This window comes from Streptomyces sp. NPDC053426 (assembly GCF_055585405.1).
The window spans coordinates 1-13194 of record NZ_JBVJKE010000005.1 but is presented as its reverse complement, the minus strand read 5'-3'; the positions used below and the strand labels follow the sequence as shown (position 1 = coordinate 13194).

At 69.9% G+C, this 13194-nt stretch carries 10 protein-coding genes; 9 read left to right on the top strand and 1 reads right to left on the bottom strand.

Going from position 1 to position 13194, the window contains the following annotated elements; all coding sequences use genetic code 11:
• Window positions 1–80 precede the first annotated feature (80 nt).
• Entirely contained in the window at window positions 81–1148 is a 1068-nt protein-coding gene (locus ACZ62B_RS11860; RefSeq protein WP_344556185.1) for a glucose-1-phosphate thymidylyltransferase, read from the top strand.
• Window positions 1145–2122 carry a dTDP-glucose 4,6-dehydratase gene (gene rfbB / locus ACZ62B_RS11855; protein WP_344556183.1) on the top strand — a complete coding sequence of 326 codons (978 nt, stop codon included), beginning with the start codon at window positions 1145–1147 and terminating at the stop codon, window positions 2120–2122. The genes ACZ62B_RS11860 and rfbB overlap by 4 nt, the downstream gene beginning before the upstream one ends.
• Before the next feature lie 26 nt (window positions 2123–2148).
• Here rfbB and ACZ62B_RS11850 read toward each other — a convergent pair whose 3' ends face one another.
• Window positions 2149–3186 carry a LacI family DNA-binding transcriptional regulator gene (locus ACZ62B_RS11850; RefSeq protein ID WP_344556181.1) on the bottom strand — a complete coding sequence of 346 codons (1038 nt, stop codon included), beginning with the start codon at window positions 3184–3186 and terminating at the stop codon, window positions 2149–2151.
• Window positions 3187–3407: 221 nt separating this feature from the next.
• On the opposite strand from ACZ62B_RS11850, the gene ACZ62B_RS11845 reads away from it, so the two are divergent.
• The 7 genes from ACZ62B_RS11845 to ACZ62B_RS11815 form a co-directional block, all read left to right on the top strand.
• On the top strand, window positions 3408–4682 hold the full coding sequence (locus ACZ62B_RS11845) for an extracellular solute-binding protein (RefSeq protein WP_344556180.1): 1275 nt from the start codon (window positions 3408–3410) through the stop codon (window positions 4680–4682).
• 23 nt (window positions 4683–4705) lie between these two features.
• Window positions 4706–5728: a carbohydrate ABC transporter permease gene (locus ACZ62B_RS11840; protein WP_382053065.1), complete on the top strand. Its 1023-nt coding sequence runs from the start codon at window positions 4706–4708 to the stop codon at window positions 5726–5728.
• Between the two features lie 53 nt (window positions 5729–5781).
• A complete protein-coding gene (locus tag ACZ62B_RS11835; RefSeq protein ID WP_344556639.1) occupies window positions 5782–6615 on the top strand; it encodes a sugar ABC transporter permease in 834 nt (277 codons plus the stop codon).
• A 28-nt stretch (window positions 6616–6643) separates the two neighbouring features.
• Window positions 6644–8329: a glycoside hydrolase family 13 protein gene (locus ACZ62B_RS11830; protein ID WP_468878923.1), complete on the top strand. Its 1686-nt coding sequence runs from the start codon at window positions 6644–6646 to the stop codon at window positions 8327–8329.
• Window positions 8317–9375: a LacI family DNA-binding transcriptional regulator gene (locus tag ACZ62B_RS11825; protein ID WP_344556175.1), complete on the top strand. Its 1059-nt coding sequence runs from the start codon at window positions 8317–8319 to the stop codon at window positions 9373–9375. The genes ACZ62B_RS11830 and ACZ62B_RS11825 overlap by 13 nt, the downstream gene beginning before the upstream one ends.
• A gap of 411 nt (window positions 9376–9786) precedes the next feature.
• Window positions 9787–11484: a carbohydrate-binding module family 20 domain-containing protein gene (locus ACZ62B_RS11820; protein WP_344556173.1), complete on the top strand. Its 1698-nt coding sequence runs from the start codon at window positions 9787–9789 to the stop codon at window positions 11482–11484.
• Between the two features lie 160 nt (window positions 11485–11644).
• The coding region (locus ACZ62B_RS11815; RefSeq protein ID WP_469690078.1) for an alpha-amylase family glycosyl hydrolase at window positions 11645–13194 on the top strand (1550 nt) is incomplete at its 3' end.

Genomic DNA, 13194 nt, shown 5'->3' with positions numbered 1-13194 from the left:
ACGGAGACACCACACCTCATCCTCGAGGAGGGACCTGTGAGAACACGCCCCCGGACCGCCCCGCCCCCGTGGAGGCCGAGGTGAAAGCCCTGGTCCTGGCAGGTGGCACCGGCAGCAGGCTGAGGCCCTTCACCCACACCGGCGCCAAGCAGCTGCTTCCCGTCGCCAACAAGCCCGTGCTGTTCTACGCGCTGGAGTCCCTTGCCGCCGCCGGCATCCGCGAGGTCGGTGTCGTCGTGGGCACGTACGGCCGGGAGATCCGCGAACTGGCCGGTGAAGGTGGTGCGTTCGGATTACGCATCACCTACCTGCGCCAGTCCCGCCCCCGCGGCCTCGCGCACGCGGTGAGTATCGCCCGCGACTTCCTGGGCGACGACGACTTCCTGCTGTACCTCGGCGACAACTACCTCCCGCAGGGCGTCACCGACTTCGTCCGGCTCTCGGCCGCCGAGCCGGCGGCGGCCCGGTTGCTGCTCACCCCGGTCGCGGACCCCTCCGCCTTCGGTGTCGCGGAGGTCGACCCCGACGGGAACGTGCTGCGCCTGGAGGAGAAGCCGGAGAACCCCCGCAGCACGCTCGCGCTCATCGGCGTGTACGCCTTCGGACCGGCCGTGCACGAGGCGGTGCGGGCCATCACCCCCTCCGCGCGCGGCGAGCTGGAGATCACCCATGCCGTGCAGTGGATGATCGACCAGGGGCTGCGGGTACGCGCCGAGACCACCACCCTGCCCTGGCGCGACACCGGCAGCGCGGAGGACATGCTGGAGGTCAACCGCCATGTCCTGGACGGGCTGGAGGGCCGGATCGAGGGGAAGGTCGACGCGCGGAGCACGCTGGTCGGCCGGGTCCGGGTGGCCGAGGGCGCGGTCGTGCGCGGATCACGCGTCGTGGGCCCGGTCGTCATCGGCGCGGGCGCCGTCGTCAGCAACTCCAGCATCGGCCCGTACACCTCCATCGGGGAGGACTGCCGGGTCGAGGACAGTGCCGTCGAGTACTCCGTCCTGCTGCGCGGCGCCCAGATCGAAGGGGCGTCCCGCATCGAGTCCTCCCTCATCGGCCGCGGCGCCTTCGTGGGCCCGGCCCCCCGTCTTCCGCAGGCTCACCGGCTGGTGATCGGCGACCACAGCAAGGTGTATCTCACCCCATGAACTCGGCGATCCTCGTCACCGGCGGAGCGGGCTTCATCGGATCCGCCTACGTCCGCCACCTCCTGTCGTCCCCGGCGGCCGAAGGCGCCGCGGTGACCGTCCTCGACAACCTCACCTACGCCGGCGACCTCGCCCGCCTCCACGCGGTGCGCGACCGTCCCGGCCTGACCTTCGTCCAGGGCGACGTGTGCGACGCGCCGCTGGTGAACACCCTGGCCGAACGCCACGACCAGATCGTGCACTTCGCGGCCGAATCGCACGTCGACCGCTCCATCGCCGACAGCGGCGCCTTCACCCGCACCAATGTGCTGGGCACCCAGGTCCTGCTCGACGCCGCGCTCCGCCACGGCGTGCGCACCTTCGTGCACGTCTCCACCGACGAGGTGTACGGCTCCCTCCCGCAGGGGGCGGCCAAGGAGGGCGACCCCCTCCGCCCGACCTCGCCGTACGCGGCGTCCAAGGCGGCCTCCGACCTGATCGCCCTCGCCCACCACCACACCCACGGGCTGGACGTCCGGGTGACCCGCTGCTCGAACAACTTCGGCCCCTGGCAGCACCCGGAGAAGCTCGTTCCGCGGTTCCTGGCCCGCCTCCTGTCCGGCGGGACCGTCCCCCTCTACGGCGACGGACGGTACGAGCGGGACTGGCTCCACGTCGACGACCACGTCCGGGCCGTCGAACTCGTCCGGGTGTCGGGCCGGCCGGGAGAGATCTACAACATCGGGGGCGGGACCCCGATGTCCAACCTGGAACTCACCCACCGGTTGCTCGCCCTGTGCGGCGCGGGCCCGGAACGGATCGCGCACGTCGAGAACCGGAAGGGGCACGACCGGCGCTACGCGGTCGACCACGGCAAGATCACCGGCGAGCTCGGATACCGGCCGCGCACCGACTTCACGGCCGCGCTCGGTGACACCGCCGAGTGGTACAGGCGCCACGCGGACTGGTGGCGTCCGCTGCTCGCCCCCGGGTGACGGCGGACCGGGCGGCGTGGGACGGGTCAGCGCCCTTCCGCCGGGCGCCGGCCGCCCCGCGGGCCGGCGGCGGTGGACCCCCTCACCACCAGCTCCGGCATGAAGACGAACTCGGTGCGGGGCGGAGGTGTTCCGCCCAGCTCCTCCAGCAGCGCGTCCACGGCGACCTGCCCCATCGCCTTGACGGGCTGCCTGACGGTGGTCAGGGGAGGATCGGTGAAGGCGATGAGCGGAGAGTCGTCGAAGCCGACGACCGAGAGGTCACCGGGAACCGTGAGACCCCGCTCCCGCGCGGCCCGGACGGCACCGAGGGCCATCATGTCGCTGGCGCACACGACGGCCGTACAGCCCCGGTCGATCAGTGCGGACGCCGCGGCCTGGCCGCCCTCCAGGGAGAAGAGGGAGTGCTGGATCAGCTCCCCGGACTCCTGTGCCGACAGGCCCAGGTGCTCGTGGACGCCGGCGAGGAAACCCTCGATCTTGCGCTGCACCGGCACGAAGCGCTCCGGCCCGACCGCGAGCCCGATGCGCTCGTGGCCCAGTTCGGCCAGGTGCGCCACGGCCAGACGCATGGCGGCCCGGTCGTCCGGGGAGACGAACGGCGCTTCGATCCGGGGGGAGAACCCGTTGACGAGGACGAAGGGCACGTGCTGCGCGTGCAGTCGGTCGTACCGTCCGGTGTCGGCGGTGGTGTCGGCGTGCAGCCCGGAGACGAAGATGATGCCGGCCACGCCGCGGCTCACGAGCATGTCGGTGAGTTCGTCCTCGCTCGAACCCCCCGGCGTCTGCGTGGCCAGTACGGGTGTGTATCCCCGGCGCGTCAGTGCCCGCCCCATCACCTCGGCCAGCGCGGGGAAGACGGGGTTGTCCAGCTCGGGCGTGATCAGGCCGACCAGCTCGGTGCGGCGCTGCCGCGACGGGGCCACGTAGCCCAGCGTGTCGAGTGCGGCGAGCACGGAGTCGCGGGTGTCGGCGGCCACGTTGTGCGCACCGTTGAGCACGCGGCTGACCGTGGCCTTGCTGACGCCCGCCTGGGCTGCGATGTCGGCGAGCCGCGTGGTCATGGCAGCGCACTTTACCCGCCGGCCGTCACCGTGCCCACCGTGTGGTGAGCCCGGGCACCGCCCGCACAATGGCTGAAACTGTTTGCGGAAAATTGCTGCAACACCTTTCAGAGGTCTTCCGACCCTGTTACGTTCCTGGCAACCCCGGCGCCGCACCGAAGCGGTTGGCGTGAGGCGTCGACGCCTCCGCTCAATTCCGGGAAATCACAGGGGAGTTCACAATGCGGCGTGGCATTGCTGCCATCGCGCTGGCAGCGGCTGTGGCCATGACGGCCTCGGCGTGCGGCGGGGGCGACGGAGGCGGGACCGATGCCGACGGGGGCAGCGGCGAGCTGTCGGGGACCGTCACCTTCTGGGACACCTCCAACGAGGCGGAGAAGGCGACGTACCAGGCCCTCGCGGAAGGATTCGAGAAGGAACACCCGAAGGTCGACGTCAAGTACGTCAACGTCCCGTTCGGTGAGGCGAACGCCAAGTTCAAGAACGCGGCGGGCGGCAACTCCGGTGCCCCGGACGTGATGCGTACGGAGGTCGCCTGGGTCGCGGACTTCGCCAGCATCGGCTACCTCGCCCCGCTCGACGGCACGGCCGCCCTCGACGACGAGTCGGACCACCTTCCCCAGGCCGCCGCCAGCACCCGGTACGAGGGGAAGACCTACGCCGTCCCGCAGGTGATCGACACCCTGGCGCTCTTCTACAACAAGGAGCTGCTGAAGAAGGCCGGCGTCCCGGTGCCGGCCTCCGTCGACGAACTGAAGACGGCCGCCGCCAGGATCACCGAGAAGACCGGCGCGACGGGCCTCTACCTGCGGGGCGACGACCCGTACTGGTTCCTGCCCTACCTCTACGGAGAGGGCGGCGACCTGGTCGACGAGAAGAACAAGACCGTCACCATCGACGACGAACCCGGTGTGAAGGCGTACCGGACCCTCAAGGACCTCGTCGACAGCAAGGCGGCCATCACGGACGCGTCCGACGGCTGGAACAACATGCAGAACGCCTTCAAGTCGGGCAAGGTCGCCATGATGCTCAACGGCCCCTGGGCCATCGAGGACGTCAAGGCCGGAGCCGAGTTCAAGGACGCGGCCAACCTCGGGGTCGCCCCCGTCCCGGCCGGCAGCACCGCCCAGGGGTCGCCCCAGGGCGGATGGAACCTCTCGGTGTACGCCGGTTCGAAGAACCTCGACGCCTCCTACGCCTTCGTGAAGTACATGAGCTCCGCCGAGGTGCAGCGGAAGACCACCGAGGAGCTGAGCCTGCTCCCCACGCGCGCCTCCGTCTACGAGGTGCCCGCCGTCGCGCGGAACGAGATGGTGAGGTTCTTCAAGCCGGCGGTCGACAAGGCCGTGGAACGGCCGTGGATCGCCCAGGGCAACGCCCTCTTCGAGCCGATCCGGCTGCAGATGGCCAACGTGCTCTCCGGCAAGACCAGCCCGGAAGAGGCCGCGGAGAGCACCGGAGACGCCTACCGCAAGCTGCTCAAGGACTACAAGTAGGCGACGGGAAGGCTGACCGACCCATGGCTGTCGAGACGAGCCGGTCGGTGCCGAAGGCCGCGGGCACGCAGCGTGCCCGCGGCCGGGGCCACCGCTCCGGACACAGCAACCGCAGGACCCCGGGACGGCTGCGCAGGGCCCTGGCCACCCACTGGTACGCCTGGAGCATGGTCGCCCCCGTGGTGATCGTGATCGGCGTGATCATCGGATACCCCCTCGCGCGCGGCGCCTGGCTGTCCCTCACGGACGCCAACGAGGCCAACGTCGAGCGCACCATCGGCGTCAACCACATACCCGCGACCTACGAACAGGTCGGTCTGGCGAACTACCGGGCCATCCTCGACGACGGCGTCTTCTGGGACCGGCTCGGCTGGACCGTGGTGTGGACGGTCTCCTGCGTGGCGCTCTCCTTCGCACTCGGTCTGGCGCTGGCCGTGATGCTCAACCGGACCTTCAGGGGCCGCTCCCTGTACCGCACGGCACTGATCCTGCCCTGGGCGGTACCGGCGTTCGTCTCCGTGTTCACCTGGCGCCTGCTGTTCAACGAACGCAGCGGCCTGTTCAACGCCCTGCTCACCGGCGCCGGTTTCGACCGGATCTCCTGGCTCAACGACCCGACCTGGGCGAAGGTCTCGGTCATCGCCGTGAACGTCTGGCTGGGCGTGCCGTTCATGCTCATCGCCCTCCTCGGCGGCCTCCAGTCCATCCCCGGCGACCTCTACGAGGCGGCCGAGATGGACGGGGCGAGTCCCTGGCAGCGCTTCCGCCACATCACCCTGCCGGGGCTGCGGTCCGTCTCCAGCACGGTCGTCCTGCTCAGCGCCATCTGGACCTTCAACATGTTCCCGGTCATCTTCCTGCTCACCCGCGGCGGGCCGGGCGACGCCACCGAGATCCTGGTGACGTACGCGTACCGCCTGTCCTTCGTCATCAGCCCGCGCGACTACTCCACGTCCGCCGCCTGGGGCGTGCTGATCCTGCTCCTCCTGGCCCTCTTCGCGGTGGCCTACCGCCGCGCGCTGCGCAAGCAGGGAGACACCTGGTGACCGACACGAAGACACCCGTCCCCGAAGCGGCCGGCGCGGGCCCGGGCTCCTCCGTGCGCCGGCGCGGCGACCGCGGCCCGCTGGCCGCACTCGGGCTGCACCTGACGCTGCTGACCGCGTCCGTGGTCGCCGTGTTCCCGCCGCTGTGGCTGCTGGTCACCTCCTTCAAGCCCAAGACGGACGCGTTCGACACCTCGCTCGTGAAGGACTTCACCCTCGGCAACTACAGCCACGTCGTACGCGACACCGACTTCCTGTCCTGGCTGCAGAACTCGCTGCTCGTCGTGGGCCTGACCACGGTGATCGGCGTCTTCGTCTCCGCCACCACCGGCTACGCGGTGAGCCGGTTCCGCTTCCCCGGCATGCGTCCCCTGATGTGGATGCTCCTGCTCACCCAGATGTTCCCCGTCGCCGTGCTCATCGTGCCGCTGTACAACCTCCTCGCCGACCTCGGACTGCTCAACCAGCCGGTCGGCCTGGTCGTCACCTACCTCACCGTCGCCGTGCCGTTCTGCGCCTGGATGATGAAGGGCTACTTCGACGGCATCCCCGTCGAGATCGACGAAGCGGGCCGGGTCGACGGACTGACCCCGTTCGGTACGTTCTGGCGGCTGGTACTGCCCCTGGCCAAGCCGGGGCTCGCCGTCACCGCCTTCTACACCTTCATCACCGGCTGGGCCGAAGTGGCCTACGCGTCCGCCTTCATGACCGGCGAGGAGAACCTCACGCTCGCCGGCGGCCTCCAGACGTTCGTCAACCAGTACACGAGCGACTGGGGTTCGCTGACGGCGGCCGCCGTGATCATCGCGGTTCCCGCCGCGATCGTCTTCGGACTCGTCCAGCGGCATCTCGTCTCCGGTCTGACCGCAGGCGCCACCAAGTCCTGACCGCCCCCTCCTCGCAGGCAGGAGAGCCATGACCCAGTACCTTGCCGAACCCGGCACCCACGCCCGACCCTCCCACTCCGGCGAGCGCCCGGGCTGGTGGCGGGAGGCCGTGATCTACCAGGTCTACCCCCGCAGCTTCGCCGACGCCGACGGCGACGGGGTGGGCGACCTCCAGGGCATCCGCTCCCGGCTGCCGTACCTGAAGGAACTCGGCGTCGACGCCGTATGGCTCAGCCCCTTCTACGTCTCGCCCCAGGCCGACGGCGGTTACGACGTCGCCGACTACCGGGCCGTCGACCCCGTGTTCGGCACGCTGCTCGACGCGGACGACCTGATCCGGGACGCGCACGCCCTGGGGCTGCGCGTGATCGTCGACGTGGTCCCCAACCACTGTTCGGACCAGCACGACTGGTTCCGGCGCGCGCTGCGCGAGGGCCCGGGGTCCCCGCTGCGCGAGCGCTTCCACTTCCGGCCGGGACGCGGCCCCTCGGGGGCGGAGCCCCCCAACGACTGGGAGTCCGTCTTCGGCGGCCCCGCCTGGACACGTACCGAGAACCCGGACGGGACGCCGGGGGAGTGGTACCTCCACCTCTTCGCTCCCGAGCAGCCCGACTTCAACTGGGACAACCCGGCCGTGCGGGACGAGTTCCGCTCCGTGCTGCGGTACTGGCTCGACATGGGCGTCGACGGATTCCGGATCGACGTCGCCCACGGCCTGGTCAAGGCCGAAGGACTGCCCGACGCGGGCCGCACCGGCCAACTGCGTCTGCTGGGCACCCAGTCGCTGCCCTTCTTCGACCAGGACGGTGTGCACGAGATCTACCGGTCGTGGCGCGGGATCCTCGACGAGTACCCGGGCGAGCGCATCGGTGTCGCCGAGGCGTGGACGCCCAGTCCCGCACGCACGGCCAACTACTTACGCGCGGACGAACTGCACCAGGCGTTCAACTTCCATTATCTGGGCGCCGGCTGGGACGCCGGCGCGCTGCGCCGGGCGATCGACGACTGTCTGGACGCCATGCGCCCGGTGGACGCGCCCAGTACATGGGTGCTGTCCAACCACGATGTGGTCCGGCACGCCACGCGCCTCGCCGCGGACAGCCCCGGACAAGGGCTGCGCCGGGCCCGCGCGGCGACGCTGCTGATGCTGGCCCTGCCCGGGTCCGCCTACCTCTACCAGGGGGAGGAGCTGGGCCTGCCGGAGGTGACGGACCTGCCGGACGAGGTACGACAGGACCCCTCGTTCTTCCGGGACAACGGGCAGGACGGGCTGCGTGACGGCTGCCGGGTACCGATCCCGTGGTCGGGGACCGGGCCGACGTACGGCTTCGGGCCGGCCGGGGGCGGACCGAGCTGGCTGCCGCAGCCGGAGGGCTGGGGGCACCTGTCGGTCGAGGCCCAGTCCGGTGACCCCGGCTCGACGTTGGAGCTCTACCGCGCCGCCCTGGCCCTGCGCCGGGAGCACCCCGCACTCGGGGCCGGCGACAGTGTCGAGTGGCTGGAGTCTCCCGAAGGAGTACTCGCCTTCCGCCGCACCGCGCCCGGTCCGGGCGACGGCCGCGGGGACGGCGACCTGGTCTGCACCGTGAACCTGACCGGTGCGCCGGTGCGCTGGAGCCTGCCGGGACGGCCGCTGATCAGCAGCTGCGATCCGGTACCCGAGGGCGACGCGGCCGAGCTCCCCCCGGACAGCACCGTCTGGTGGGCGGTGTGACCCTCTCCTTGACGCGGGGTGCCGAGCAGGGCACCCCGCGGCTCGCCGACATCGCGTCCCAGGCCGGGGTCAGCGAAGCCACGGTGAGCCGGGTGCTCAACGGCAGGCCCGGCGTCGCCACCGCCACCCGGCGACGGGTGGTGGCCGCACTCGATGTGCTCGGCCACGAACGGCCCGTACGCCTGCGGCAGAGCAGCGTCGGCCTGGTCGGGCTGGTGATTCCGGAGCTGACGAACCCGATCTTCCCGGCCTTCGCCCAGGTGGTCGAGCAGGTGCTGGCCGGGTACGGATACACGCCCGTGCTGTGCACACAGATGCCCGGCGGGTCGACCGAGGACGAACTGGTGGAGCAACTGGAGGACCGGGGTGTCACGGGCATCGTCTTCCTGTCCGGACTGCACGCGGACCTGACGGCCGATCCCGTCAGGTATCACAAACTGGCCTCCCGGCGCGTGCCCTTCGTCCTGGTGAACGGCTACAACGAGCGCATCACGGCGTCCTTCGTCTCCTCCGACGACCGGTCCGCGGTCCGGATGGCGGTGCGTCACCTGGCCGATCTGGGCCATGCGCGGATCGGTCTCGCCGTCGGTCCCACCCGTTTCGTGCCGTCGCGGCGCAAGGTCGAGGGCTTTGTCGCGGCCCTGCACTCCTTCCGCCGGACACGGGCCGAGGAGGCCGAGGAATACGTCGAGCGGACTCTGTTCACGGTGGAGGGAGGCCACGCGGCCGGTGCGGCGCTGCTGGACAAGGGGTGTACGGGGATCGTCTGCGGCAGCGATCTGATGGCCCTGGGAGTGATCCGCGCGGCGCGCGAGCGTGGTCTTTCGGTCCCGCACGACGTCTCGGTGATCGGCTTCGACGACTCGCCGCTGATCGCTTTCACCGACCCCCCGCTCACCACCGTGCGCCAGCCGGTGCAGGCCATGGCGACCGCCGCGGTGGACGCGCTGTTGGAGGAGGCCGGCGGGACACCCGTGCAGCGGACCGAGTTCGTCTTCCAGCCGGAGCTGGTCGTGCGTGGTTCCACGGCCCGGCGGAGCGGATGACCGCACCGGCCGGGAGAGGCTCCGCGGTCGGCCCTGATCGGGCAGCGGGGCGGCATGAAGACCGTGAAACCTCTCCCGGTGACCCGGTCCGGCGGGCCGGGCGCGTGGGCCCGGACAGGTTCTCCGGGCCTCCGGGCCGCCGGACCGGGCGGTGCTTGAACGTAACATCTCTGAAACGCTTGCGAAAGTGTTTGCGTGGCCTCAATTCGTCGACGGAGCAGCACTGTTGGGGGTTTCTGTGTCGAAACCATGAGTCCTCGCCGGAAGGGTTGACCCGGAGCGGAGCAGCTCGTACGGTCTCGTCCGCAAGTATTGATGATGCGTTTCAGCAAGAAACGTCAAAGGCCTGTCGTGCACGGCGCGTTGCCGCGGTAAGGCCTCTCATCCGCATCACGTGGATCAGGAGGAACGATGGCCAACAAAACCGTGGCCACTGCACTCGCCCTTGTGGCGGGAGCCGCTGTGGTCGTCACGGCGCCCGGAACCGCGCAGGCGGCCCCGCCCGGCGACAAGGACGTCACCGCCGTGATGTTCGAGTGGAACTTCGACTCGGTCGCCAAGGCCTGCACGGACGACCTCGGGCCGGCCGGGTACGGGTACGTGCAGGTGTCACCGCCGAACGAGCGGGTCCAGGGCCCTCAGTGGTGGACCGCGTACCAGCCCGTCGGCTACAAGATCGCCACCAGACTGGGTGACCGCACCGACCTGAAGAACATGATCGACACCTGTCACGCCGCCGGCGTCAAGGTCGTCGTCGACACGGTCATCAACCACATGGCCAACAGTGCCGGCACCGGCACCGGCGGCTCCCCCTACAGCAAGTACGACTACCCCGGCCTCTACTCGTCGTCCGACATGAACGACTGCACGAGGGACATCGACAACTACGGGGAAGCCTGGAACGTCCAGCACTGCGAACTGGCCGGCCTGCCCGACCTGGACACCGGCGAGGAGTACGTCCGCAAGACCATCGCCGGGTACATGAACGGCCTGCTCTCCCTCGGCGTGGACGGCTTCCGCATCGACGCCGCCAAGCACATTCCGCCGGGCGACCTCGCCGACATCAAGAGCCGGCTCACCGATCCGGGGGTCTACTGGAAGCAGGAGACCATCGGGGCGGCGGGCGAGGCCGTCCAGCCCAGCCAGTTCACCGGCACCGGCGACGTCCAGGAGTTCGGCTTCGGCAGGGACCTGAAGCGGGTCTTCTCCGGTGAGAAACTGGCGTACCTGAAGAACTTCGGCGAAGCCTGGGGATACGTCTCCGGCGCCAAGGCCGCCACGTTCGTGACCAACCACGACACCGAGCGCCACAACACGACGCTGACCTACAAGGACGGGGCCGACTACACGCTCGCCCATGTCCTCATGCTGGCCTGGCCCTACGGCTCACCCGACGTCCACTCCGGTTACGAGTTCAGCGGTGAGGAGGGCGGTCCCAACAACGGCCAGGTCAACGCCTGCTACACCGACGGCTGGAAGTGCCAGCACGCCTGGCGCGAGATCGCGAGCATGGTCGGGTTCCGCAACACCGCGGGCGACACGGCGGTGACCGACTGGTGGGACAACGGCAACAACGCCATCGCCTTCGGCCGCGGCAGCAAGGCCTACGTCGTGATCAACCACGAGTCCGGCTCACTGAACCGCACCTTCCAGACATCGCTGCCCGCCGGCACCTACTGCGACGTGCAGAGCGGCAACCCCGTCACCGTGAACGGCTCCGGGCGGTTCACCGCGACCCTCGGCGCCGACACGGCGCTCGCCCTGCACACCGGGGCGACCAGCTGCACCGACCCGGGCGACGGTGGCTCCGGCGTCACCACCGGCGCCTCGTTCAGCGTCGACGCCACCACCGTCTGGGGCGAGAACGTCTACGTGACCGGCGACAAGTCCGCGCTCGGCGACTGGAACCCGGCCGACGCGCTCAAGCTCGACCCGGCGGCCTACCCCGTCTGGAAGCTCGACGTCGACCTCCCGGCCGGCACCTCCTTCGCGTACAAGTACATCCGGAAGGACGCCTCCGGCAACGTCACCTGGGAGAGCGGCGCCAACCGCACCGCCACCGTCCCGTCCGACGGCAAGACACTCCTGAGCGACACCTGGCGCAGCTGAACCAGGCAAGCGTTCCGTCTCGCCGACCGAAGGGCCGCCCGGTTTCGCCCCGTGAAGGCGAAACCGGGCGGCCCGCCTTGCCCGCGTCGGTCTCCGCCGCCGTGCGCGAGACGGCCCGTCCCGTTCGACCCGTTCGACCGGTGAAGAGAAGAAAGGCCCCATGACCGTTTTAACGTCCCGGCGCGGAACCGCCCGGGCTTCGGCCATCGCCCTGCTCCTGTCGGTGCTGCCGGCCCTGCCGTCCGCCGCCCAGCCCGCGGACGCCGCGGTCCCGCGGCCACCGTCCGACCACGCGCTCGCCCGCACACCGGCGCGGCCCGCCCCCTCACGCGAGCAGTTCTACCTGCTGCTGCCCGACCGCTTCGCCAACGGAACCACATCCAACGACCAGGGCGGCCTGACCGGCGGTCGCTCGCGGACCGGCCACGACCCGACCGACAAGAACTTCTACCAGGGCGGTGACCTGAAGGGCCTGACCAAGAAGCTGGACTACATCAAGGGGCTCGGCACCACCGCCATCTGGATGGCACCGGTCTTCAAGAACAAGCCCGTGCAGACCATGGGCGGTACCGAGATCGCGAGCTACCACGGCTACTCCATCACCGACTTCACCCAGGTCGACCCGCACTTCGGCACCAACGCCGAGCTCGCGGAGCTCATCGACAAGGCACACGCCAAGGGGATGAAGGTCTTCTTCGACGTCATCACCAACCACACCGCCGACACCGTCGACTACGCGGAGAAGCGGTACGGCTACCGCTCCAAGGGCGCCCACCCCTACCTCGACACCCAGGGCCGCCCCTTCGACGACAGCTCCGGCATGCGCGAGGTCGACGAGGACGGCTTCCCGTACACCCCCGTGGTGAACGAGGACGAGGCCGGCGTGAAAGTCCCGGCGTGGCTGAACGATCCCACGATGTACCACAACCGTGGCGACTCCACCTTCGCCGGTGAAAGCGCCCTGTACGGCGACTTCAAGGGCAACGACGACCTGTGGACCGAACGGCCCGAGGTCGTCGAGGGAATGAAGAAGATCTACCAGCGGTGGGTCAGGGACTTCGACGTGGACGGCTTCCGCGTCGACACGGCGAAGAACGTCGACATGGCCTTCTGGACCGAGTGGGCCACGGCACTGGACTCCTACGCGGCCCGGCAGGGCAAGCGCGACTTCTTCGTCTTCGCGGAGGCGTTCTCCGCCGACCCCGTCGTGCTGGCGCCCTACCTGACCGAGGGCCGGCTCGACGGCACCCTGGACTTCCCGCTCCAGGCCGCGTTCCGCAACTACGCGTCCCGGGGCGGCCCCGTGCGCGACCTTTCCCACGTCCTCGCCCAGGACTACCGCTACACCACCGACAAGGCCAACGCCTACAGCGAGGTGACCTTCCTCGGCAGCCACGACATGGGCCGCATCGGGAGTTTCGTCAGCCAGGACAACCCGGGTGCGAGCGACGCCGAGTTGCTGCGGCGTGACCGGTTCGCGCACGAGCTGATGTTCCTGTCCCGGGGCAATCCGGTGATCTACGCCGGTGACGAACAGGGCTTCACCGGACCGGCAGGCGATGTGTACGGACGGCAGCCCATGTTCGGGTCCGAGGTGCCGGACTACCTGGACGACGATCAGATCGGTACGGAGCGTACGCATGCCTCGGACGCGTATGACCGGGGGCATCCGCTGTACCGGGCCATTGCTTCCCTTTCGGAGTTGACGAA